This window comes from Corynebacterium sp. FDAARGOS 1242, from assembly GCF_016889985.1.
In the GTDB taxonomy this organism is placed as follows: Bacteria; Actinomycetota; Actinomycetes; order Mycobacteriales; family Mycobacteriaceae; genus Corynebacterium; species Corynebacterium minutissimum_B.
In genome coordinates this window covers 943,344-967,909 of the sequence record NZ_CP069568.1, presented here as the reverse complement: position 1 = coordinate 967,909, position 24,566 = coordinate 943,344, and the positions used below count along the sequence as shown (strand labels likewise).

Below are 24,566 nucleotides of genomic sequence, written 5' to 3'. Positions count from 1 at the left end.
CGGTTCCCTGCGTGGGAAGCCCTACCACCGGCGCGTCGGATGTGGTGAAACCAGTTTTAGAGGTAGTCGTAGTTGATTTCGGTATCTGGGGCGAAGAACACGCAACCGCCCTTCATCGGGCGCAGGTAGATCGTGTCGCCCTGGTGCACGTCAATGCCGCGCGGTACCTTCACCGTGATCCGGTCACCACGGACCGCGATGACGTCGTCAGCCGACTCCTCGCGGCTGCCGTAGACGTACAGTTCGGAGCCTAGGTGCTCGACGATATCGACCCGTACCGGGAGACCATACTGCTCACCGGGCTGGTTTACGCCGACGATTTCCCAGTTCTCTGGGCGCACGCCGACGATGACGCGATCCGAAATCACCTTCGCCGCCTGCTCCTGTGGCATGTAGTAGTCCAGAGCATGCTCCTTGCCGCCAACGACACGCCCGTCAACGAACGGGACGTTCTCGATGAGGGTCATAGCCGGCGAACCGATGAACGTCGCCACGAAGGAGTTGCCGGGGTTCTCATACAGCGTGTTCGGCGCATCAACCTGCTGGATGATGCCCTGTTTGAGAACGCACACGCGATCTCCCATGGTCATCGCCTCAGTCTGGTCATGGGTAACGTAGACCGTTGTGGTGTTGAGCTCGCGCTGCAGCTGCAGGATCTGCGCACGCGTGGAAACACGCAGCTTCGCATCCAGGTTAGACAGCGGCTCATCCATAAGGAAGACCTTGGGCTGGCGCACGATAGCGCGTCCCATGGCCACACGCTGGCGCTGGCCACCCGACATCGCAGACGGCTTGCGGTCGATAAGGTCTTCCAGCTCGAGCATCTTTGCGGCAAAGTTCACGCGCTCTTCGATGGTTGCCTTATCCACCTTGGCGTTTTGCAATGCAAACGCCATGTTCTGGCGCGCTGTCATATTGGGATACAGCGCATAGGACTGGAACACCATGGCTACATCGCGGTCCCGCGAACGGGTCTCAGTCACGTCAGCCCCATCGATGAAGATCTGCCCTTCGTCGATTGGCTCAAGGCCAGCGAGCATGCGCAATGTCGTCGACTTACCGCAGCCCGACGGTCCGACGAGTACCAAGAATTCGCCATCCTTGATATCGAGGTTAATGCGGCTGACCGCCGGAGGCTTCTTCGGATCGTAAATCCTGGAAGCTTGGCGGAATTCAACAGTAGCCATGATGTCCTTTCAAACGATGCGAAGAGTTACTTCAGCTTCGGGGTGATGTCACGGTCGATAACGCTCTGAGTCTCCTTCTGCAGGTCACCGAATGCGGACTCCACGTCCTCATTGCCCACAGTGATGCGGTCAAGAACGCCACCGATACGCTGTCCACCGCCTGGCACGAAGACGCGTGCGTAATCCTGCGGCTTAGTGTTCTCGTTGAGCTGCTCGATTGCGGTCTGAGCGTTCGGGTTCTCCTCCAAGAACTTCTTCTCTTCCGGATCATCCAGGGCGTCCTTGCGCACCGGCATGTAGCCCGTCTTCTGGGAGAACTTGATGGTGTTCTCGGTGTTCGTCAGGAAGTCAATGAACTTGACCGCATTAGCCTTGCGCTCGTCGGAAATGCCAGCCGGGACGGCAAGACCAGCACCACCGGTGGCTGCCGAGGGGCCCGGGCCCGGCAGGTAGGTGGTAATGAACGGGATCGTCGCCGTCTCCTTCAGACCGCCCAGGGAACCGGTGGACTCCAGAAGACCGGAAGCCTTTCCGGAGCCGAATGCGACGGTCGGGTCGGTAGAGATTTCAATGTGACCGGCCTTAACCTGGTCCTGCAGGAACTTACCGGCTTCGATGGACTCCTTGGAGGTAAAGTTCGGTTCCCACTCATCAGAGTAAGAACCACCGAAGGCCCAAATCATGCCCTGGAAGTACCAGTCGAGGTAGTTGGAGCCATCCGGTACGGTGACGGCAGGCTTGTCGAGCTTGTCCTTGATCTTGGTTGCCCACTCGTCGAACTCTTCCCAGTCTTTCGGACCACGGTCGGTGGGAAGACCAGCTGCCTTGAGGTCATCGGTATTCCAGTACATCAGGTTCGTGGAGCGGGAGTACGGAACGCCGTAGTGCTTGTCCTTGTACTTGTAGTCCTCACGCAGGGTGTCCACGTAGCTCTCAGAGTCAATATCGTTCATCTCCCACAGCTCATCGAGCGGCGTGGTGGCCTCATTCAGCGCGAAATTGAACCAGGTGACGTCAGACGCAACGAGGACGTCAGGCAGGTCGCCACCTGCGAGGGCAGCGTTGAAGCGCTGTGCAACTTCCTCATAGTTGGAACCGGCGGTGACCAGTTCAACCTTCAGATCGGGGTTTTCTTTCTCGAACTCATCGATGAGCTCCTGCTCCAGGTCTCGGGAGGAACCCGGGTGGTTGGACCAGAAAGTAATGGTGTTGGCGTCGCCGCCGTCCTTAGAACCGCTTCCGGCAGTGGTTGAGCCACCTGCGCAGGCGGTCAGGGACACACTGGTCAGCAGAGCCGCGCAGACGGCGACGATGCGAGTAGAAGTCTTACGAGACATAGTGAAGGTTCTCCTTGAAAGTGAAGAGTATGGGGGACTTGATTGAGTTGGGCGTTGGGATAGCAGGCGGGGGCAGACTAACCCTTGACTGCGCCCGCAGTCAGGCCCTTGATCATCGGCTTCTGAAGTATGAGGAAGATAATGATCATGGGCAGGGTTGTCAGCACGGTGCCGGCCATCACTGGCGCCCAGTTGGTCACGCCTTCCGCGTCCTGCAAGCGGGTCAGGCCCACTGGAAGGGTGGCTGCAGCCGGTGTATCCGTAATGAGGAAGGGCCACAGGTATTGGTTCCACTCATTGACCACGGTAATGAGTACGAACGCTGACAGCGTTGGCCACGACATCGGCAAGACCACACGGAACAAGGTGGTGAAGAATCCCGCTCCGTCCATGCGAGCGGCCTCGAGAATCTCCGGGGGCAATGACTGGAAGTGATTGCGCATGAGGAAGGCACCAAACGCCACGCCCGCCAGTGGGATGATGACGCCGGCGTAGGTGTCTCTCCAACCCCATGACGCAACCAGCGAGTAGTTCGAAATAATGGTGATCTGGTTGGGCACCATCAGCGAGGCAATAATGAGCAGGAACAGCAGATTTCGACCTGGAAAGCGAATGAAGGCGAAAGCATAGGCAGTCAGAACGCCGAGCACCACCTCCACCACCGTCAGGACAAGCGTGATGATGACGGAGTTTTTCAGGTAGCTCGAAAAGCCAGAGGTCTGCCAGACGTAGGAGTAGTTTTCTGCCTTGAAAGGATTTGGCCAGAAGGAAATCGGATCTGAGTAGACGTCCTGGAAAGACTTAAAGCTGGTGATAAAGATGAAGTACAGCGGCACCAAAATCATTAGCACTGTAAGAACGAGGGCGATGTAGCCGACGACCTTCGTTGCTGGATGGCTGTGGTCGACTGGCTCGCCCTTGCGTTTGCGCTGAGCCTCAGTGATGACGGGCGCTGCGATGGACTGGGAGCCAGGAACCGGCGGCAGCTCGCCTTTAGCTTGTGGGAGACCTACCTGGACGGAAGCCGGAATTGCGCGATTATCGGACATTTACTTATCCATCCTTTCCTGCAACTTGATCTGCAGCACCGTAATGACAAGCACCACGAGGAACATGATGGTGGCCACGGCCGCGCCATAGCCGGCGCGATTGTTGACAAAGGTTTCCTGGTACACCTGGAAGACCATCGTGGATGTTCCGTAACCAAAGGGCCCGCCAGCGGTCATCGCATTGATGATGTCGAAGACCTGGAAGGAATTGAGCAGAACAGTAATCAACAAGAAGAAGGTGGTGCCGCGAAGCTGTGGCAGGACCACGCGGAAGAAATGCCGCGCGGCAGGGGTGCCGTCAATCTCCGAGGCCTCATCAAGGTCTCGGCGGCGGCCCTGCAAAGCTGCGAGATAGATGACGAAGACGTAGCCGACGTTCTTCCACACGTAGGTCACCGTGATCATGAACAGTGCCCAGTTCTGCTGTTGGTAGAAGTTCGGCACGTCGACCCCGATAAGGCCCAAGAAGTACTGGATGAGGCCGTAGTTAGGATCGAAGACGAACTGGAAGGCCACACCAATTGCCGCGCCTGCAATGACGTAGGGCGCGAAGACCATCGAGCGCACCGCCGCACGACCAAACAGTTTCTGGTCCAGCAACAATGCCAGCGCTAGCCCCAGAACCATCGAACCGGCCACTGCGAAGAAGGTGAACACGACAGTGTTGAACACGACGCGCCCAGTATCCGATGCCTGGAACCAGTCGATGTAGTTCTGCAGGCCGACGAAGGTCATCGTCGGCGAGGAAATATTCCAGTTAAAGAAAGAGATACGGATGTTATCGACCAGTGGTCGATAGGTGAAAAGAATGAGAAGGAGAAGGTTCGGTCCAATGAGCAATGCCGCGAGGCCGATCTGTCTCCAGTCGAGCTTCCGCTTGCGTGGGTGACGCGCGTACTCCTCGGAGACGACCGGCTTCTCGGTGACTGCAGGGATTGCAGTCATTTGCCCGTGTGCCGGGTTGGATAATGCCATGGGGAGAAAGCTAGACCAAGACGGTAAACAAAAAGTTGACTGAAAGTTTTGCTAAGAAAAACTGCGGGCGAATTTCAAGGGGCTGACCGACGAAATCTCAGTATAAAAGTGGTTTGAGTCACATACACAGCCGTGAAATGGGTCGAGTCACGAGCTACTCAAGAAGGAACTCCACTGCTTTTATGGCTAGACCTTTTCAGCTCAAGCGCGCAGTCTATGCAGGCATAGCTTGGTGCTGGTTAGCTGCGCGAAAGCACCTCCAGGGCCAGCTCCGGCAGGTCCGTTGCCATGAGCTCTACTCCGTTATCGCGGCACCACGCCATGTCCTTGGGCAAGTTCACCGTCCACACGTATAACGGGCTTTCAGCGCCAGCAAAGAAATCGGCTTCACTCCGTGCCTGGCGAATGGAAGGCCCGAAACCTGTCGCGCCCTTACGCGACGCCGGACGTACATCCTCCGGTTCTAGGAGCAAAAAGGATTGCAGGGACGGCAGCAGATTTCGGAACCGGGCAATTGCCTCAGGGTCAAAGGAAATCAGGCTAAACCGTGGATCGGCGTCAAGCTGCCGGTTGCGCAAGACTTCCGCTACCGATTCCTCCAGCCGCGCACCGAACGGGGACGGGTGTTTAGTCTCAATGAGTAGCTGCTTGCCGGGATAGGACTCGACGAGGTCAAGCAGTTCGTCGAGAAGCATGATGCGTTGCGGATCCTCAGCGGTGCCGACATTAAGTGCGCGCAGCTCCTTGAGAGTCATATCACCTACTGCACCGCTGCCGTCTGATGTCCTGTCCACCGTCTGATCGTGGATGACCACGACCTCCCCGTCCTTGGTCAGGTTGACGTCACACTCCACACCAGCGACATCGAGCTTGAGGGCTTCTTCGAAGGAGCGGCGGGTATTTTCCGGGTACCAGCCGTTATAACCTCGGTGTGCGATAATTCCTGTGCGGTCTGACATGCTTTTCCTCCAGGCTGCGAGGTGGGTTGTGATGGTGGCGCCGCCCAGTGTAGACCGCTAACGGCGCCCGCCGCGGTGGCGGTGAGTTGCCACGACGTGGACCGCGTCCAGCATGCCTAGGGTGAGCAAGGCCTCACGCAGGGCAAACTGAAAGGTCCACAGACGGCGGAAGACGTGGTCAAACCCGGCGGCTGCTGCCTCCCGCAGGCGTCCGTCGAAGAAACTGCGCTGAAAGCGCACGGTCTCCAGATAGTGCGTACCCACGTGGGTTTGCGCAACGATGCGCAGGTTAGAACGCTTATCAAAGAGTTGGTGGGTTTCCTCCAGCGTCGGATAATCCAAACCTGGCCAGATATAGGCGCGCATCACCTGCACTGCTGATTGTGCAGCCGGGGTCATCGTGGCGGTCGCAAACAAGGAGAATAGGCCCACTCGGCCGCCGTTGATGAGCGATCGGTCAAGGACCTGTACAAAGCGACGGCGCTCCCGCGGGGAAAGTGTTTCTAGCTTTTCTACGCTCACAATGGCGTCGTACCTCCCGCGCCACCGTTTCGGATCCGGCAGCGCAGTGCCAATGGCCTGCACATGCACCGAATCGGCGGCACCTTCGAGGAGGAGCTGCTCGTCGAAAAGCGCACGCTGATCCTCATCTCCCGTAAGAACATCGACGGTCGCACGGCGAGCGACCGCCTGCACCGCCACCTGTAATCCCGTAGCAGGATAAACCAGTAGGTGGGTTCCGGCACCAGTACGCGTCGCGTCGAGGAGCCACTGCGCAGCCCGGCGCTGCGCATCTCCCAAATCCTCGCGGTCTGTTGAGGTAGGTTCGCTCACCGTCGTCACATCAACGAAATGCTCCTTCGGCTCCCTGCGGCCTGCATGAGCGCTGTAGCTACGCACCGCCTCGCGGACCGTTGTCGGCACGCCGCTGGCAAAAATACCACCCGAGTGACTTAAAGAATCACCGGCATAGAGCTTCACCACATCCAGCGGCAACTCCCCCGGCGTGGATTCTTCCACCGCCACGTCCTTTGCCTTCGGGCGGTAGCCCACACCCAGCAAACGCAGCAGCACCTTGACCAAGCGATCGGAATCGGGGGTTGTCCACTCACCCGCCATGTAGGATTCCGCCAGGCCGAGCCAGCCAGAATCGGCGATGCGGGAGAAGAGGGCGTCGTGAAGCACAGCGATATCGGGGTCGCTGCCTTCTAATTCCACCCCCGCTTTGGCGCAGGCCTGCGCAAACTCTGCTTCCGCACGCCCAGCAGTAAAACGCAGCAGGCGCGAGGTCGGCACCGAGGCCACACCCGGCCACGCCTCAGCATCGATCGAAGCCAAGTGGGAATACACGTTAAAGCCAGCCTCCTCATCGCTCGCAAGTCCCGATAAGAATAAAGCGTCCCCGCCCACAAGGGGTGGAGGCGTGGCCCAAAAAGCCAGTTAATCCCCCAAATAGTATGCATGTACGGCTAGAAGGGTTTAGACTAGCTCGCGTAAAAATTTCTAGCTTTCTTCAGGAAGGTACACAATCGCTATGGCGCACACTCCCCACCGTCCAGCTAACGGCCGCCACCACGTCGTTGTTATCGGTGCAGGCTTCGGAGGCATCAATGCCGTGAAGAAGCTCAAGGACGCAGACGTTGAGATCACCCTCATCGACAAGAAGAACCACCACCTCTTCCAGCCGATGCTCTACCAAGTAGCCACCGGTGTTATCTCCGCCGGTGAGATCGCTCCGTCCACGCGCCAGATTTTGCGCAACCAGGACAATGCTCACTTCATCAACGGTGAGGTCACTGACATCAATATCAAGGACCAGACCGTTACTGCTGAGCTCGACGGCGCAACCCGCACCTACGAGTACGATTCCCTCATCGTCGCCGCCGGTGCTGGTCAGTCCTACTTCGGAAACGACCACTTTGCCCAGTACGCACCGGGCATGAAGACGCTGGATGATGCCCTTGAGATTCGCTCCCGCATCATTTCTGCTTTTGAGAAGGCAGAGCTGGAAGAAGATCCTGCCAAGCGTGAGAAGCTGCTCACCTTCGTCATCGTGGGTGCTGGCCCGACCGGTGTGGAGCTCACCGGCCAGATTGCTGAGTTGGCACAGCGTACCTTCGCCGGGGCTTACTCCAACTTCGGTTCCACCTCTGCCAAGATTTACCTGCTCGATGGTGCCCCGCAGGTTCTGCCTCCGTTTGGCAAGCGCCTCGGCCGCAAGGCACAGCGTGTCCTGGAGAAGCTGGGCGTCGATGTCCGCCTCAACGCCATGGTGACCGACGTGACCGAGGATGCCGTGACCTACAAGAACATGAAGACCGAGGAAGAGGTCACAATCGAGGCCGCCACCAAGATCTGGTCCGCCGGTGTGGCTGCTTCCCCGCTGGGCAAAATGATCGCAGACCAGGCTGGTGTGGAAGCTGACCGTGCTGGCCGTGTTTCTGTTAATGAGGACCTCACCGTAGGCGATTACAAGAACGTCTACATCGTTGGTGACATGATCTCCCTCAACCGCCTGCCAGGTGTAGCTCAGGTTGCCATCCAGGGTGGTAACCACGTGGGCAAGCTCATCGAGGCCAAGATCGATGAGGAGTCCACCGCGAACGAGTCCGAGGCCTTCGACTACTTCGACAAGGGCTCCATGGCAGTTATCTCCCGCTTCAACGCTGTGGTCAAGCTGGGCAAGACTGAGTTCGCTGGTTTCCCGGCATGGCTGTCGTGGCTGGGTCTGCACATCTCCTACATCGTGGGCTTCCGCAGCCGCGTGCTCGTGGCCCTGCACTGGCTCCTCAATGCTGTGTCGCGTGACCGCGGCAACCTGGAGATTACCCAACAGCAGCGCGTTGCCCGCAACGTGATTGATCGCGACCTTCACTAAAGAACATCGCGTCACAGTGGGGAGAGGAGATTATCCTCTCCCTTTTTTCATTCCCAGATACGGTGGAGAGAGATTCCAGTTCCTAGCTTGAAGGAGACCAATTATGACCCTGCCCCGAGTTCTTAGCATCGCCGGTACTGATCCCACAGGCGGCGCAGGTATTCATGCAGATCTAAAATCCTTCGAGGCTGCCGGGGCGTACGGAATGGCTGTGGTGACCGCGCTGGTGGCGCAAAACACGCAAGGAGTGCGGAGTATTCACACGCCACCGGTCAGTTTCCTTCAGGAGCAGTTGGGCTGTGTCAAGGACGATGTGCTTATCGACGCCATCAAGATCGGCATGCTCGGCTCTGTTGCCATCACCGAAACGGTCAGCGAGTTCGTGTCCTCATTGCCGGATGGGGTTCCGGTCGTGTGCGACCCAGTCATGATTGCCTCCAGCGGGGACCGCCTCTTGGAGCCAGCGGCAGAACGCGCGGTACAAGAGCTCGCGCGTCGAGCCACCGTCGTCACACCAAACCTGCCAGAACTTGCAGTGCTTGCAGACGTGGAGGAACCGCGCATGCTGGAAGAGGCGATTGCGGTGGCGAGCGAGTGGGCGGCCACCAATGGCACGTGGGTCGTGGTCAAAGGAGGTCACCTCAACGGCAAACACGCCGATAACGCTACGGTAAGCCCCGATGGCCACGTCACCCGCGTGCCCTGCCCCCGCGTGGAGACGAAGAACACGCACGGCACCGGCTGCTCCCTTTCTTCAGCACTTGCCGCGCGCTTAGCTGCCGGCGATACGCTTGACGCCGCCCTTCAGTGGGCCACTGAGTGGATTCACGAGGCTATCGCGCATGCAGACGAGCTTCACGTTGGCAAGGGCCGCGGCCCTATCGACCACGGACACCGCATGCGCCGCCTCGCTTTATCCGAGTAAGTCCGCGCCGGGGCGAGTCAGTACCGCGACGAGAAACGTCGAGTTGTCCTTGAACACCTTCATGTCCCATGAGGAAAAGGTGAAATCCACGCGGTAACCTACCGCTCTGGCCAGTGCGAGAAACTCCTCAAAGCCCCAGCCACGGCCCTCACCAAAGCCAACGACGAAACGCCCGCCTGGGCGAAGAGCGTCAAAGACGTTACGAAGGGCCGCTTCCCTACCTTCAGGGGCAATGAACGTCATGACATTGCCCGCTGCCACGGCGATGTCGAAATTATCTTCTGGGATAGAGTCTTCGGACAGGTCCCCTACCTCCCAGCGAGCCTCCGGATAATCGTGTTCGGCATGATCGATAAGAATGGGGTCGACGTCCACGCCCACAACAGTGTGTCCGCGCTTAACCAGCTCACCACCGAGGCGGCCGGAGCCGCAGCCAGCGTCGAGGACGCGGGAGTTTCGCTCCACCATGGCATCGATCAACCGGGCTTCCCCGTCGATGTCCTTGCCCTGGGCTCGAAGTGTCTTCCATTTCCGTGCAAAATTGTGGGAATGTGCCGGGTTAGCTGCGGTAACTTCTTTCCAGGTAGGCATAAAAGCAATTATATGCCCTTTCACGGTGTAAGCTTTAGCCGCTCATATAAAACTCGCCGGGGAAGCTTGCCTCCCAGGCCCACATCACGCGAAGGAGGCTGTCACCGATGCCGAACGTACCGTCGCCTTTTAGGCCACGTAGAAAGAGTGCTCCTCCCAGCTCCTCTGCTTCCTTCTCCGTCCCTGCCGAGCGTGCCATCGAGCATTGCCGCGTTTTCGTCGACGGTGAGGCCCTGCCTGGTGAGTACACCCCGCACAGCGCCCTGCAGACCGTCGAAGAATACGGACGTGGCTTCGTGTGGGTCGGCCTGCACGAGCCGCTGGAGTCCCAAATGACCAAGGTGGCCTCCGAGTTTCGCATTCACGAGCTCATCGTGGAAGACGTCGTCCAGGCGCACCAACGTCCCAAGCTGGAGCGCTATGATGACCAGCTCTTCGTCGTCGCTCGTTCGGTGAATTACCGCGACCACGACGAGGTGACGGATAAGCGCCAAATCATTTCCACCGGTGAGGTGCAGATGATTATTGGTGACACGTTCATCATCACCGTGCGCCACTCGGCCAAACTGCCCAACTTGGCCTACGTGGTGCAGGATGAGCAGGACCTCGTGGAACAGGGGCCGGTGGCCATGGCCTGGAAGATTCTGGACATGATGGTGGACCGCTACTCCGAAATTTGCCGTCTCATCGCCATTGAGGTCGACGAGCTCGAGGAGGAAGTCTTCACGCCCAACTCATTGCCCAACATTGACCGTATCTACATGTTTAAGCGCGAGATTCTCGAGATGAAGCACGCCATCGACCCGCTCTCGCCAGCACTGCGCGCGATGAATTCCGACCACAAGGATCTCATTTCCAAGACGATCCGTTCCTACCTGCGTGACGTTAACGATCACGAGTTGGTAGTCAAAGACCAAGTAGCTGGCTTCGATGAGCGCTTAACCTCGCTTATCGACGCCTCCGTGGCCAAAGTCACCATGCAGCAGAACTCTGACATGCGCACTATCTCCGCGGTGGTCGGCATGTGGGCAGCTCCCACGCTCGTCGCTGGTATTTATGGCATGAACTTCGATGTCATGCCTGAGCTCCATTTCGCGTGGGGCTACTTCGGCGCACTGGGACTCATGGTGTTAGTGGTCGCGGCCATGTGGTGGTGGTTCCGGCGCAACCACTGGTTGTAGCGATTGCCGCTTATTGCACCACCATCGTTCGCAGCGTGGAGGCAGCCAGCAGCACATCACCCTGGCTAATCTTGACCTCCCACAGCTGTGTGCGGCGGCCCTTGTAGAGCGGCGTGGCCACAGCCGAGACGATTCCTTCTGACACGGGCTTGAGGAAATCTGTATTGTTGTCGACACCGACGACCGGCTTGCCTGCCGCAATGAGGCTGCCGACGGATGCTGTGGACTCCGTAATTGTGCAGTACAAGCCACCATTAGCCACTCCCCACGGCTGGTGGTGGTCCGGAACGACCTCGACCTCAGAGCGGATTTCATCGCCGGAAATGTGCGTATAACGTAGACCGATTAGTCCTGCTAGGCCCTGCGGGTTGGAGTTAATGAGGTCGAGCTCTTCCTCGTTAAGCGGGCGATTTTGCGCCGCGCCGAGGAGCTTTACAAAGATTTCAGCGTGTTCCATGCCACACCAGAGTAGTCGATTTTGGTGACGTAAGATGGTCAACATGACTCAAACTGCTGGAAAGACAGATCTTGCTCAGATTGGTGTCGTGGGTTTGGCCGTAATGGGCTCCAACCTCGCACGCAACTTTGCCCGCAATGGCAACACCGTAGCGGTATATAACCGCAGCCCAGAGAAGACCCGAGCGCTTATCAAAAATCACGGCAATGAGGGAAACTTTATCCCGTCCGAATCCATTGAGGATTTCGTTGCCTCGCTAGAGCGTCCGCGCAAGGCCATCATCATGGTGCAGGCAGGCACGGCGACCGACGCCGTCATCACTCAGCTGACTGAGGCGATGGATGAAGGCGACATCATCATCGACGGTGGAAACGCACTGTTTACTGACACGATCCGTCGCGAGAAGGAAGTCGCTGACAAGGGCCGTCACTTTGTAGGCGCGGGTATCTCCGGTGGTGAAGAAGGCGCCCTCAACGGTCCCTCCATCATGCCGGGTGGTCCCGCCGAATCGTGGGAGACACTTGGCCCCATCCTAGAATCCATTGCAGCCAACGTCGACGGCACGCCGTGCGTAACTCACATCGGCCCCGATGGTGCTGGCCACTTTGTCAAGATGGTGCACAACGGCATTGAGTACGCCGATATGCAGGTCATTGGAGAGGCCTACCAGCTGCTGCGTTACGGCGCAGGCATGGAACCTGCGGAGATCGCAGAGACCTTCAAGGAATGGAACTCCGGTGACTTGGATTCCTACCTCATTGAAATCACCGCCGAGGTCCTAGCACAGAAGGACCCGGAGACGGGTGCCCCGCTGGTCGACGTCATCGTGGACGCCGCCGGTCAAAAGGGCACCGGCCGCTGGACCGCCATCAATGGCCTCGAGCTCGGTGTGCCCATTACCGGCATTGCTGAGTCTGTCTTTGCCCGCGCCTTGTCCTCCTCCACTGCACAGCGTTCGGCTGCACAGGAGGGCCAGCTGCCATCCGGCACTATCAAGGAACTAGACGTGGATAAGGCCGAATTCATCGAGGATGTGCGCCGCGCACTATATGCTGCCAAGCTCATCGCTTACTCCCAAGGCTTTGATGAAATCAAGGCTGGCTCTGAAGAGTTCGGCTGGGACGTCGATCCGCGTGATCTGGCCACCATCTGGCGCGGTGGCTGCATCATTCGCGCCAAGTTCCTCGACCGCATTCGCGAGGCCTACGACAAGAACGCTGACCTCCCAGCTCTCATTTTGGATCCCTACTTCAAGGCTGAACTGGAGGACCTTATCGATCCGTGGCGTCGAGTCGTTGTCGCCGCCACTCAGCTCGGCCTTCCGGCTCCAGTCTTCGCTTCCTCCCTGTCCTACTACGACAGCCTGCGTGCTGAACGCTTGCCTGCTGCTTTGATTCAGGGCCAGCGTGACTTCTTTGGTGCCCACACCTTTAAGCGCGTGGACCGCGAAGGCACCTTCCACATCGAGTGGTCAGGGGATCGCTCCCTCACCGAGTACTAATTGCCGAGTACTAAGCTCAAACGCTGTGGGAAAAGGCCTCTCGACGTCATTGCGAGAGGCCTTTGCGCACTACTGTGTACTGCGCAGCCGCTAGCGGCCGACGCTATTTTCGATCACGCTCTACGATTCCCGCGTCAATAAGTGGTTGGCGCAGAAGGACTTCGCTTGTAGTCGAGATGTATTCAATAGCGGCTGTCTCACCGGCGAGGACCTCAGACATGACGTATTCTGTTTCGCCCTCGTACGTGTTGTAAATCATGAAGAGCATCGACCCACGAGTTGTTTTCACTTCGTTTGCTGTACCGACGATATCGATCGTATCGGCCAACGACTCGAACTTTTCCTTGTGTTCCTTGCCTGGTTTGGCTGCGGCAGCAATCGCATCCGTGTTTCTGGTGTAGTTAGCCATGAGTTCACCATCTTCGCCGAAGAAACAGGTGATAGTAGGCACCATGCCACTAGAGAAGAATCCTTGGTCATCGGGTTTACCGAAGAACGATGCTCCCTGCACACATGTGTCGCTCAACCCCGCCAATTCTTCCGGAACAGGTGCCTCCTTCAGGTCTCCATCGCGGATCTTCTCGGCTTCCTCAATGGATAGTGAGTGGTCGAAGTAGTCGTCCGGCAAGCCTTCTAGCGGCGCGAGCGGTGCGGCTTCTACCTGCGTGGGTTTCTCATCATCAGCGGAGTCTTTTTCAGTTGTATCTGCAGCGTCATCCGAGGTCGGCACTGTTGATTGCGCAGTCGCCTTCGCTTCAGTTGCTGACTCCGATGTGGGAGCGGATCTGCCATCATCGTTGTTGACAAGCTCCCGAACTAGGAAGAACCCAACGCCAAGAAGAAGGAGCATCGCGATAATGACGGCAAGAAGAATCCATACCGCTGCCGATGAGGACTTCTTCTGCGGCTCAGCAAAGGCGGGGTCTGCCTGGGCGCCGGCGCCATACGGCCCTGCCTGATGGTTTCCATATGGGGCGCCCTGCTGCATCCCATATTGTTGAGCCCCATTCGGTCCGGAATGATTGAACTGCTGTGTGGGTTGTTGTGGATTCTGTGGTCCCTGCTGGAAGTGCGAGCCATTGTGGGGTTGCGTCATGGTTGCAAATTAGCAAAGTCGCGCCGAGTGCTCCCGGGAAACTGACAGGTCATGGGTGCTAATCCCCGCCTGTCATCAGTCATTCACACTGAGACTGCTAGGCGTCGATGAAGGGTGGGCCCGGAGTGCTGTCGAGAATTCCGGCATCGACGAGCCTCTGCATACAGTCGTAGTCAAAGCCTGTTATATCTTCAGTGAACATCATGAGGTACTCAATCACGGCTTCTCCGTTAGCCAGAACCTCAACAATCACCAGATCAGAGTCCTGTATATAGCCAGCAATGGTAGAGCCGCGCGCAGTAGAAAAGTCCACTATCGATTCCTGCAGCCCCATGCTCTCCGCAGCAGCAATGGCTTCCTTGTTTTCGGTGTATTGCGCGGTGAATTCGTTATCATCACCAAACATGCACTCCACGGTCGGCACCCAGTGTGCATCGCGGCCATCGTCGTCAGATTGACCAAAGTAGGATGTGCCTTCATAGCAGTCAGACGTAAGGTCTGAGAGTGCAGAAGGTACCGGTGCATCTCCCGCAGAATCGCGGAGGGTATTGATGTCATCCACATCAATGGTCCGGTCCCAATAGCCATCATCAGCTGGCGTTAACGACTCCGCCCCATTGTGGTTCCCACTGACGCTACTGGTGGCATCTTTTAAGGCCTGGAAGGCGACGAAGAGAGACAATCCGAGTACGAGCACCACAGCTCCAATCACTCCGAGAATGGTCCATAGCGCCTGATTTGAGCCGCTGCTTCCCTGCTGCGGCTGTTGAAAGCGATCGTAGCTTCCGTAAGGGCTTGTCATGGGCCAAGAGTAACAGAGAACTAGGCCGCAATTTTGACATAGTTGCAGGCCACGGGGATCTTTCCCCTACTAGCGAAAGAGGGATTCACCATAGTTTCTGAATCCCTAGGCAGGGCATTAAACTTTGGAAGCGATGACTACTTTTGCCGATCTCGGCCTTCCCCGCGATGTCGTCCGTGTCCTTGAAAAACAGGGCATCACGACCCCCTTCCCTATCCAAGCCGCCGCGATGCCTGATGCTCTTGCAGGAAAAGATGTTCTCGGCCGTGGCCCGACGGGTTCGGGCAAGACTTTCACCTTTGGGCTTCCTATGCTCACCCGTTTAGCGGAGTCCGGTGTCTCCCGCCCGGCCCATCCGCGTGGCCTTGTGCTAGCGCCTACGCGTGAACTTGCCACCCAGATTCAGCAGCGCTTAGACGAGCCTGCCGCGGCATTGGGGCTGCGTGTTCTAGCTGTCGTTGGTGGCGTCAATATCAACAACCACATTCGCTCGCTCGCGCGTCCGGTTGACCTGCTTGTCGCTACACCAGGCCGCGCTCAAGACCTCATTGACCAAGGCCACCTATTCTTCGACCACGTCGCCATCACGGCGCTCGATGAAGCTGATCAGATGGCCGACATGGGCTTCCTTCCCCAGGTGCGAAAGCTCCTTGAGCTCACGCCGGCAGATGGCCAGCGTTTGCTTTTTTCTGCAACTCTCGACGGTGAAGTCAACAAACTTGTCAATCAGTTCCTGCAGGACCCGGTTACCCACTCCACAGCACCAATCGAGGCCGCCGTGGACACCATGGAACACCACCTTATCTTTATCGGCACTCGCGAGGCACGCAACGATGTAGTCCTGCGTCTAGGCGCACGCAAAGGCAAGACGATCATGTTTATGCGCACCAAGCATGGAGTTGACCGGCAAGCAAAGAAGCTGCGCCGCGTCGGCATCAATGCCCTGCCGCTGCATGGCGATAAGGGCCAAGGCTCCCGCACCGCAGCAATCGAAGGCTTCGCTGACGGCAGCGTCCCCGTCCTCGTTGCCACGGATATCGCCGCGCGCGGCATCGACATCGCGGATGTGTCGCTCGTCGTCCACGTCGACCCGCCTGCGGAACACAAGGCCTACCTACACCGCTCCGGACGCACGGCACGTGGCGGTGATTCTGGCACCGTCGTTACCCTAGTGACCGATGAGCAGCGCGATGAGGTGGCCAAGCTCATCCAGAAGGCTGGGGTTAACCACACGGACCTCGACATTAGTGACCGCGCCAACCCCGCCAGTAGCCCCGAACTCGCGCATATGACCGGAGCGCGCAAGCCCACCGGTGAGCCGCTTGGTCCGCCACACCAGCAACCAGCGAAGAACAAGCCGAAGAGCGAGGCCCACAAGCATTCTTCGCGTCAGCGCTCGGGTAACCAAGGCCAAGGCCAACGCCGACGCGGCCGAAACCAACGCCGGCGGCGCGGCAATGCAGGTCAGCGATGATACTTCAACCCGAAGACTGGCAGGCGCAGATGCTCGCCCATGAGGAGGCGGCTGACGAATACCTCTCGCGCTACCGCCACCCTGGCTCCTACCACCCTGTTTACGATTTTCTTTTCGAGTACTACCCCGTGCGCCCCTCGCATTTGCGGCGCTGGCACCCAGGCGTAGGGGTCACTCTAGCTGGGAATGAAATCCCTCATGCTGGATGGCGTTTCTATCACCGCACCGCTGAGGGAATCACGCTTGATACCGAGGCTTTCCTCGAAAGTCGCGGGGGCACGGTGCGTTACGTCCTCGAGTTGCTCGAGAAGACTACGCGCAACCCTATCCAATTCGATTGTTTTGGTCTCCACGAGTGGGCGATGGTGTACCACACGGATTCTCCGCGCCATGATTTGCCACTGCGGCTGGGGGCAGAGGGAACGAACGAGGTCGTCGACAGTCACCGCATCAAATGCACTCACTACGACGCCTTTCGCTTCTTCACCGACCCTGCCCGCCCTCTCAACCTCACAGTCCTTACACGTGATGACCAGCCGGATCACGACCAAGCCGGTTGCGTCCACGCAACGATGGATTTGTACAAATGGGCATGGAAATTGGGGCCGTTGATACCCGGTGAACTTTTCCTTGATACCTTCCGCCTGGCCGTCGCTGCTCGGACACTAGATATGGAAGCATCGCCCTATGACTGCCGTGAGTGGGGCTTTGGCGTTGTGCCAATTGAAACTCCCGAGGGTAAGTCCGAATATGTGCGCCGACAGCGTGCGCTGTCCGACGCTGCCGCGCCCCTCCGCGCACGGCTTGTCTCCCAAATTCGCGCCGTGCTCCCCGCTACAATGAGGAACCATTGATGTGACCAGTCGGGGCACACTTTAATGTCCCGAGGTTCCCACCACGGCCCCAGCGCGGAAGGAAAAAGATGGCCCGGCACTCGGATGGAAAGAACAACTACTCATTTGCACCGTGGGTCATCATTGTGGCCATCCTTGCAGTTCTGGCGCTGATTGTTGGTGGAATTTTCCTCGTCCGCAGCGGCACGTCGGATTCCGCCGACAACGTAGCTGCGGAAACTTCCGTTGAATCTACATCCGCGGCCGACTCCGAGAACGAATCCACCGCTCAAGTAACGACTTCCACGTCGGAGACGTCCACAGAGGCCACCTCGTCCGAGGCGGCACCGGAATCTGAGGCCGCATCCTCGTCGGCGGCGCCCAGCTCTGAAGACAAAGCCGCCGATGCTGTTGCCGAAGTCGCTCCGAATACGCTGTTCCTTCTTGATACCTCCGAAAACCTTGCCCCCTATTTCGATGCCGTAAGCCAGGGGGTCGCCGATGCCGCGACGGCTGCCGGCGCTGAAGGCAGCCAGGTGGGCCTGTGGAACTATTCCTCCCCTATCTCCGCCACGGCCACGGTAGGTTACCGTCCAAACGTGGCCTACGGACCCGCTGACAACGTGGCCCAAGCCGTTCGGTTGTTCGGCACCGGTGGCGTGCCGCAAACGCGCAGCGCAGTCGTTGCCGCGCTGGGAAACGCTTCTGACCAAGTCGCAGAAAGCGGTAAGGACACCCGCGTCGTTCTCGTCACTACTGGAACCCAACAAGACATGGATGACGCCACATTTGCCGAGGCCGTCCAGAACGCGCGGGCCGAGGGCGTGAGTTTGAGCGTGGTCCATATTGGCAACGGCGAGAAGGATGCTGAACTAGAGAAGCATGCTGATTCCTATAGTTCGGTCTCGGATCCTTCAGATGCCACTGCAAACAAGAAGAGCATCAAGGCCGCGGCTGGCGCACAGTAGACAGCCAGCAGTCAGCGCGAATTCGTGCGCGCTGACTAACCTCCCCCCAAAAACTCAAACACAAACTCCATAAAATAATATGGCTCAGCATCACCCTCCTGCGCCCAGCTGATCAGTATCCAAAAGGCAGATCTAACCTTCCCGCGACACGCCAATCGCAGACACACATTCTATCGTTCACTGCCTAACATCATTCAGTAGTCCTCTTGAGCTATTCTCGCTCTCCAGAAGAAAGAAGCATCACAAGTGAGTTTAAATACATCAAAAAAAATTTTATCCGGCTTTGGACGCCGAATGCCTTCCGTCTCAACCGTATATGAAGCTACCTCAAGCTCAGATATAAAAAAGGCACTCGAAAGAATAGCGGATCCTAGCTACAAACAAAGTGATCGGGGGTTAGTTACTAGAGGTTTGGGGCGCTCCTACGGCGACCCAGCTCAAAATGCTGGAGGATCCGTGATTGATCTTTCGCGTTTTAACCAGATCTACACTGTAGACAGAGAAACAGGCATCATGGTTATGGATGCCGGAGTCAGTCTTGACTACCTCATGCGAGTAGCCCTTCCCTTCGGGCTATGGGTCCCCGTCCTACCTGGCACACGCGAAGTTACAGTTGGTGGCGCAATCGCCTGCGATATCCACGGAAAAAATCATCACTCTACCGGCTCATTCGGCGATCACATCGTTCGAATGGAGCTCCTGATAGCCGATGGCTCCGTGCTTACTCTTGAACCAGAGGGCACCGAAGATGACCCTAACGGTGAAATCTTTTGGGCAACAGTCGGTGGAATTGGCCTAACTGGTATCATCCTAAAAGTATGGGTGCGGATGACCAAGACCGAAACCGCATACTTCATTGTTGATACCGATAGGACCGATAGTCTTGACGAGACTGTGGAGAAGCACACAGATGGATCCGAGGCTTCCTACACGTATTCCTCGGCTTGGTTCGACTCAATGATTGGAGAGCCACACTTAGGAAGAGCTGCATTGGCCAGAGGTTCCCTAGCCACGCTTGACCAGTTAGAAGAACTAGCCCCCGAAAAAGCAAAAAAGCCACTGGCCTTCGATGCACCGAAACTTTTTGATGTGCCGGATTGTTAGGACCACGGATTTAGTAACGCCGTGGTGAGCAAGCAGTAACGCCCGGGTGAGTATTGAGTAACACCCGGGCGTTGACTATGAGCAACTATTCTGCGTTGGCTTCTAGGCGCATGTTGGGTCCTTCCAGTGTGATGATCTCAGCGCCAACGACGAGTCGATTCAGGATTGACTCGGCGATGACAGCGTCCGGGATGGATTTGTACCACTCATCGGGCGTGAACTGGGAGGTCACGATCGTTGATCCCCGGTGTTCGCGTTCGGCAAGAATATTGAGCAGCTGGTGTGCTGTGGCAGCATCAATCGGGGTTGTTAGGAAGTCGTCAAGAACGAGGACGTCTGCCAGGTGCAGGTCTTGAAGAAACTCCATGCGTGCTGTGTCATTATGGCGTAGCACCATTAGCTGGTTGGCTAGTGTGTCTGTGCGGAAGAAACGGGCGGAGTAGTCGTTTCTGCACGCGGCGGTAAGCAGTGCTTGGGCCAGGTAGGTTTTGCCGACGGATGATTTGCCGAGGATGACAATGCTTTGCGCTTTTTGACACCATTGGCAGTGAGCGAGTCTGGTGATTTGCTCTTTGTTGAGGTTGCGGCTGGGCGCGTAGGTGATGTCTTCGATACATGCATCGAGATTTGGCGATCGGGATGCTTTGAGTAATTTGTTGACTCGTCTCTCACGCTTGGCCGCGACTTCTTTATCGAGTGCGTAGAGCACCTTGTCGGAAAAACTCCACGAGTCGAAGACAGGATCTGCGGCAATATCAATCACGGTTCGCCCGAAGGCCGTCATTCGCAGATCGGTAAAGATCGGCAGGACCGATTCATCTAGAAAGCGTGCTGATGCTGATGCTGGTTGTGGCTGTGTCATGACTTCGAAGGTCCTTTCTTCCTAAGGTTTTCCATGCTGAACTGGGCAGACCCACCCAGATACGCGCCGCGGGTATCACGTGCGTGAACTGCTGGTGGTGTTTCAGGCGGTGTTGTTGGCGCAAGATCATGGCCTGTCGGGCGGGTGGATTGGTCTTTGCGTACCGCAGCCATCATGTTTTTCACCGCGGTATACGACACGGCCCTCCTTGCGCCATCAGGTGCGATCAAGCGGGCACAGGCTTGTTCCAAAATCGCCTTGTTGGCGTGCTTGCCCATATTTAGTACGTTTCGACACGACTGATACGCCTGGGCAGGGATTGCCTTTGCGCTGATGAGTTCTGCGATGACTTTCTGGGTCGCTGGCCCGATCTTGGCCGCTTCACGGTAGAAGTAGTCACTGGTCCACAGCCCTGTGGTATCAGCCATGTTGGCAGGAATATGATCCACGTCAGTGACATAGATCCCCCGGGCTTGGGCAAGCCGGTGGGTGGCAACACGCTGCCCAGCGTCAAAGACAGTAACTTCGTTGCCAGTGATACGTACATCGACAGTCCGGCCGACGAGCTGGTAGGGCACCGAATAGTGAGCAGTATTGACGGTGATGTGGAAGTTGGGGGCGACTTTCGCACGTTTCCATTCGGTATGCTGCCACGGTGTTGTGGGAAGTTGGCCAAGCACATCACGTTCAAACTCATTAAAGAGCATTCTTCTGCTGGTGTAGGTGCCACGAAACGGGACCGCGTCATTGATATCGTCAACTAGGCTGCGGATGCGTGCATTGAGTTCATCAAGCCCAACGCATTGATGCCCGTGGAGGGTATGGATGACTTTTTGGGTGATGATCTTGACAGCCGCTTCCACGTTCGCCTTGTCCTTCGGACGCCGAGCACGAGCAGGCAGCGCGGCAGTGTTGTAATGCTCGAGGAATTCCTCGTAGGTGGAATTAACCTGCCGGTTGCGGTCAGCAGCACCAATTGCGTGTGACGCTGTCGAAGCATTATCAGGCACAATGACTTCAGCAACGCCACCGAAGTATTCAAACGCTTGGATATGTGCCCACAGCCACGCCGCTTGCCGCTGGTTCGGGCAAGCACAGGCAAACAGCATTCCCGAATATGGCAGTGACGCCACGAAAATACTGACTTTTGTACCCCGGGCATCAATCGGGTCAAACAGCCGCATCGTGGTACCGGCCCAGTCGACTTGCATAGTGTGTGCCGGGATATGCGTAATGCGTGCGGTAAGTCCTGTGGCATCAACGTGTTCGGCGACAAGCTGGCGGAACCGCTCGTAGCTGTAGTAACGCTGAGACGGACGAGCAGGTTGGGTGGTGTAGCGACCCCACAAGACTTGGAGAGTGACTTTGTTTCGGCCGGTGCGTGCTTTAGCCACCGCGTCGAAGTCGATGGGCACGAAATCTCCTTGGGCAAGACTTCGACCATCAACAAACCATGTGGCCATTTCTTCGTCGGTGATACCGGCGAGTTGTTCATCGGTTGCGATCTGGTGTGCCGCCATTGCCTGGCGGGCCTTTTGAACTGTGGTATGCGAGCAACGCACAGTCGAGCAGATTTGACGGACGGACCAGCCTTGTAAGACAAGATCCATCACGGCCCGGTAATCAGTCACGATCGGACTCCTCTGATTATGCCGCGAGCCCTTTTGTCACGCGGTCAGAAGAATCTTCTCCCAAAGTGTTACTCGATACTCACCATCCCGTTACTGGATAGTCACCACGGTGTTACTAGATACCCCCGCGCAACACCGGATATTTTTCCAAATGGTTTGGCAAATTGGTTTAACTTCACCCTAGTATCTCGAGTCTACTATTATAAAACTCCTCGACGAGGGCGAAATTTGGTGCAAAATTTAACTCAATTTTACCACCCCTTAGACCTTGTTGGTGAATGGAATAGACTATATGGCCCAGCAGGCTTTAACCAGTACCAATTTTTGGTGCCACCTTCTGCACTAGACGAATTCAAGAAGATAATTCGGGACATCCAAGCATCGGGACATTGGTCAGCCCTGAATGTATTTAAATTTTTCGGACCAGGAAACAGAGCGCCTTTAAGTTTCCCGATGGAGGGGTGGAACGTTGCCCTCGATTTCCCTCCGAAGCCAGGGCTGGATGCGTTTCTTACCTCCCTGGATAAGCGAGTAATGGAGTTTGGAGGACGAGTCTACACCGCCAAAGACTCCCGAGTTTCCGCTACCGACTTTCACGCTATGTATCCACGTATTGAGGAGTGGAAAGAAATACGGAGACGCGTAGACCCCGAAAGTGTATTTATGTCAGATATGGCTAGACGGCTTGAACTTGACTAATCTCCAGACAACCTATCTCTCTTTTAATAACAAGTGAAGCTCTCGGTCTCGAGATTAGAACCCATCGCAGCTGATACGGTCGAATTCCTATATTCCACCGTCTCTACTAGACTAACTAAAATACTTTCCCTCGCGATACTAGATTAGGTTATAGAGAACGCCTTCATATATTTAAGGGCATCAACCAAAGTATTCCTCATAGACTTACACTAAGGCTATGTGACGTAAGAACGACTCAGGATAGAAACCACAAGATTTACCACTCTCTTACCCCGCCCATTACGTTGTTAGCAGTTCCGCCTCAGGGCGCCGAAGATTCATGGTCTGTCCCCCGATTGGGCGGGTTATGTTTATTTCCGTTCCCTCCGTCTGAAAGGACAGTGGAACTAGTCGCTGGCTTCGGTATGGCCTATTCCCGCCCCTGTCTGAAAATCATCCGGGGGGTGATGCCGCCGAAGACAGTGACATACTCAAACTGCTAATTGGAACCTGACCCAGCCCAGGCGGTATGAGGTCTCACAGTAATGTGGATGCCAGTACCAAGTATGCCCGACAACCCCAGCGATGAAGCTTAAATAGTCCAACTTCTCATTCATCGCTAGGAGGCATACACCCATGGCCTATGACTTCGTCATTGGCGTGGACGTCGGCAAATACTTCCACCACGCCTGCGTCCGCGATCCCCAAAGGCAGACAAGTCCTGTCCAAACTTATCAACCAGCATAAAGGCGCGCTACGCAAGCTCTTCGGCCAATTCCTCGCCGACAATGCCTCGGTCCTTGTCATTGTTGATCAACCCAATAACATCGGCCGGTTGACCGTCGCAGTCGCCCAAGACATGGGGGCAGACGTTCGCTATCTACCGGGGCTGGCGATGCGGCAGCTCTCTCGCATCCACGTCAGCAACTCCAAGACCGATGTACGCGACGCCTACGTCATCGCCCATGCCGGTCTTAACCTTCCGGACGCCCTGCGCAGTGTCAACCGCGTAGAGGAAGTCTTTATCCAGTTGAAAGTTCTCAACGGTATCGACGAAAACCTCGCCCGGGCCTACACACGCCTGATTAACCAGATGCGATCCGCGCTCGTAGGAACCTATCCTGCCTTCGAACATGTCCTGCGCGGACAAATGATTCACCGAAAGTGGATCCTCCACCTACTTGCAAAATACGGTGGCCCCACCAAGATTCGACGCATCGGCAGAACACGCCTGGCAGCCTTTGCACGCAGCCACAAAGCGCGCAATCCCGAGCCTGTCATCGATGCCATGCTTGCCGCCATCCACGCCCAGACCGTGTCCATTGCCGGCGCAGAATACGCCGAACTAGGCGTAGCAATGTCCGCCAAAGACGCGCTAGCCAAAATCGAGCATCGCAAGCAAATCGAAGCGCAGGTACTCAAGCTCATTAAGGACATTCCTCAAACCGAGATTCTTTTATCCATGCCCGGCATCGGCCCACGTAGCGCAGCACAGATCCTCATGACTGTTGGCGATATGTCCGACTTCCCCGATGCAGCTCACCTAGCGTCCTATGCAGGCCTATCACCGCTGACAAATCAATCGGGAACGTCCATTATGTCCAATTCGCCCAACCGGGCTGGCAACAAAAAACTAAAGAACGCCCTATGGCAATCATCTTTTGCATCGATCAGATTCCTCGAGCGTTCCCGGCAATTCTATGAACGAAAACGCAAAGAAGGCAAAAGACACAACGCCGCAGTCGTCGCACTGGCACGCCGACGCCTCAACGTTCTCTTCGCAATGATGCGAAACGGCGAGCTCTACCGAGACATCCCCACAGCCCAGGAGTCCGCAGCAGCCTAGAACCAACAGAACCGCACCTCAAGCCGATTGAGCAACAAGCCCAATCGGCTCCTCGAGGTGCCCGAGAACAACATCGCCGAAGTGAAGCAGAAATCCCTTTCACACCCCCACAACCTCACCCACGAAGTTGACAACCTATATAGGAACACCCCCACAGCAAGCATGAAGCCGCCGCACCTTCCTACGGCACTGACGTGAGCAGCAGTGCTGAGAAGCTGCGGCGGCTGTAAGA

The 24,566-nt window shown here is 56.8% G+C and carries 19 protein-coding genes and 3 pseudogenes; 10 read left to right on the top strand and 12 right to left on the bottom strand.

The window, feature by feature from the left end:
* Positions 1-56 precede the first annotated feature (56 nt).
* From I6J72_RS04590 to I6J72_RS04565, 6 genes are all read right to left on the bottom strand, one after another.
* Positions 57-1,187 carry an ABC transporter ATP-binding protein gene (locus I6J72_RS04590; protein ID WP_204100082.1) on the bottom strand — a complete coding sequence of 377 codons (1,131 nt, stop codon included), beginning with the start codon at positions 1,185-1,187 and terminating at the stop codon, positions 57-59.
* A 26-nt stretch (positions 1,188-1,213) separates the two neighbouring features.
* Entirely contained in the window at positions 1,214-2,524 is a 1,311-nt protein-coding gene (locus I6J72_RS04585; RefSeq protein ID WP_204100081.1) for an ABC transporter substrate-binding protein, read from the bottom strand.
* Between the two features lie 77 nt (positions 2,525-2,601).
* A complete protein-coding gene (locus tag I6J72_RS04580) occupies positions 2,602-3,573 on the bottom strand; it encodes a carbohydrate ABC transporter permease (protein ID WP_204100080.1) in 972 nt (323 codons plus the stop codon).
* Positions 3,574-4,548: a carbohydrate ABC transporter permease gene (locus I6J72_RS04575; protein WP_239107495.1), complete on the bottom strand. Its 975-nt coding sequence runs from the start codon at positions 4,546-4,548 to the stop codon at positions 3,574-3,576.
* Between the two features lie 239 nt (positions 4,549-4,787).
* Positions 4,788-5,507 (bottom strand): glycerophosphodiester phosphodiesterase family protein, encoded by a 720-nt coding sequence (locus I6J72_RS04570; protein ID WP_204100079.1) that lies wholly within the window; start codon positions 5,505-5,507, stop codon positions 4,788-4,790.
* A gap of 57 nt (positions 5,508-5,564) precedes the next feature.
* Entirely contained in the window at positions 5,565-6,857 is a 1,293-nt protein-coding gene (locus I6J72_RS04565) for a class I SAM-dependent methyltransferase (RefSeq protein WP_204100078.1), read from the bottom strand.
* A gap of 184 nt (positions 6,858-7,041) precedes the next feature.
* Between I6J72_RS04565 and I6J72_RS04560 the strand changes: the two genes are divergently transcribed.
* Both I6J72_RS04560 and thiD read left to right on the top strand, forming a co-directional pair.
* Positions 7,042-8,385: an NAD(P)/FAD-dependent oxidoreductase gene (locus tag I6J72_RS04560; protein ID WP_204100077.1), complete on the top strand. Its 1,344-nt coding sequence runs from the start codon at positions 7,042-7,044 to the stop codon at positions 8,383-8,385.
* A gap of 103 nt (positions 8,386-8,488) precedes the next feature.
* Positions 8,489-9,310 (top strand): bifunctional hydroxymethylpyrimidine kinase/phosphomethylpyrimidine kinase, encoded by an 822-nt coding sequence (gene thiD, locus I6J72_RS04555; protein WP_204100076.1) that lies wholly within the window; start codon positions 8,489-8,491, stop codon positions 9,308-9,310.
* Here thiD and I6J72_RS04550 read toward each other — a convergent pair.
* On the bottom strand, positions 9,299-9,901 hold the full coding sequence (locus I6J72_RS04550; RefSeq protein ID WP_204100075.1) for a bifunctional 2-polyprenyl-6-hydroxyphenol methylase/3-demethylubiquinol 3-O-methyltransferase UbiG: 603 nt from the start codon (positions 9,899-9,901) through the stop codon (positions 9,299-9,301). The genes thiD and I6J72_RS04550 overlap by 12 nt on opposite strands.
* A 107-nt stretch (positions 9,902-10,008) precedes the next feature.
* On the opposite strand from I6J72_RS04550, the gene corA reads away from it, so the two are divergent.
* On the top strand, positions 10,009-11,082 hold the full coding sequence (corA, locus tag I6J72_RS04545; protein WP_204100074.1) for a magnesium/cobalt transporter CorA: 1,074 nt from the start codon (positions 10,009-10,011) through the stop codon (positions 11,080-11,082).
* 10 nt (positions 11,083-11,092) lie between these two features.
* Here the strand turns inward: corA and I6J72_RS04540 are convergent, their stop codons facing one another.
* Positions 11,093-11,539, bottom strand: a complete 447-nt coding sequence (locus tag I6J72_RS04540; protein WP_204100073.1) for a PaaI family thioesterase — start codon at positions 11,537-11,539, stop codon at positions 11,093-11,095.
* A gap of 43 nt (positions 11,540-11,582) precedes the next feature.
* On the opposite strand from I6J72_RS04540, the gene gndA reads away from it, so the two are divergent.
* Positions 11,583-13,040: an NADP-dependent phosphogluconate dehydrogenase gene (gndA, locus tag I6J72_RS04535; protein WP_204100072.1), complete on the top strand. Its 1,458-nt coding sequence runs from the start codon at positions 11,583-11,585 to the stop codon at positions 13,038-13,040.
* A 103-nt stretch (positions 13,041-13,143) separates the two neighbouring features.
* Here the strand turns inward: gndA and I6J72_RS04530 are convergent, their stop codons facing one another.
* A complete protein-coding gene (locus I6J72_RS04530; protein WP_204100071.1) occupies positions 13,144-14,136 on the bottom strand; it encodes a hypothetical protein in 993 nt (330 codons plus the stop codon).
* 97 nt (positions 14,137-14,233) lie between these two features.
* Positions 14,234-14,848: a hypothetical protein gene (locus tag I6J72_RS04525; RefSeq protein ID WP_204100070.1), complete on the bottom strand. Its 615-nt coding sequence runs from the start codon at positions 14,846-14,848 to the stop codon at positions 14,234-14,236.
* Positions 14,849-15,071: 223 nt separating this feature from the next.
* Here I6J72_RS04525 and I6J72_RS04520 point away from each other — a divergent pair, with 223 nt between their 5' ends.
* The 4 genes and pseudogenes from I6J72_RS04520 to I6J72_RS04505 form a co-directional block, all read left to right on the top strand.
* Positions 15,072-16,412 (top strand): DEAD/DEAH box helicase, encoded by a 1,341-nt coding sequence (locus I6J72_RS04520; RefSeq protein ID WP_204100069.1) that lies wholly within the window; start codon positions 15,072-15,074, stop codon positions 16,410-16,412.
* A complete protein-coding gene (locus I6J72_RS04515) occupies positions 16,409-17,266 on the top strand; it encodes a 3-methyladenine DNA glycosylase (protein ID WP_204100068.1) in 858 nt (285 codons plus the stop codon). The genes I6J72_RS04520 and I6J72_RS04515 overlap by 4 nt, the downstream gene beginning before the upstream one ends.
* Before the next feature lie 68 nt (positions 17,267-17,334).
* Entirely contained in the window at positions 17,335-18,213 is an 879-nt protein-coding gene (locus I6J72_RS04510; RefSeq protein ID WP_204100067.1) for a vWA domain-containing protein, read from the top strand.
* 246 nt (positions 18,214-18,459) lie between these two features.
* A pseudogene (locus tag I6J72_RS04505) lies at positions 18,460-19,311 on the top strand (FAD-dependent oxidoreductase); the annotation flags it as partial.
* Positions 19,312-19,402: 91 nt separating this feature from the next.
* On the opposite strand, the gene I6J72_RS04500 reads toward I6J72_RS04505, so the two are convergent.
* Together I6J72_RS04500 and istA are read right to left on the bottom strand one after the other, a co-directional pair.
* The gene (locus I6J72_RS04500; protein ID WP_204098643.1) at positions 19,403-20,179 is read right to left on the bottom strand and encodes an ATP-binding protein; all 777 of its coding nucleotides are present in this window, start codon (positions 20,177-20,179) and stop codon (positions 19,403-19,405) included.
* Positions 20,176-21,810 carry an IS21 family transposase gene (gene istA / locus I6J72_RS04495; protein WP_204098642.1) on the bottom strand — a complete coding sequence of 545 codons (1,635 nt, stop codon included), beginning with the start codon at positions 21,808-21,810 and terminating at the stop codon, positions 20,176-20,178. The genes I6J72_RS04500 and istA overlap by 4 nt, the downstream gene beginning before the upstream one ends.
* Before the next feature lie 135 nt (positions 21,811-21,945).
* Between istA and I6J72_RS04490 the strand changes: the two are divergent.
* Both I6J72_RS04490 and I6J72_RS04485 read left to right on the top strand, forming a co-directional pair.
* Positions 21,946-22,509 (top strand): annotated as a pseudogene (locus I6J72_RS04490) (D-arabinono-1,4-lactone oxidase); the annotation flags it as partial.
* Between the two features lie 615 nt (positions 22,510-23,124).
* Positions 23,125-24,334: pseudogene (locus tag I6J72_RS04485) on the top strand (IS110 family transposase).
* The last annotated feature ends 232 nt before the right edge of the window (positions 24,335-24,566 follow it).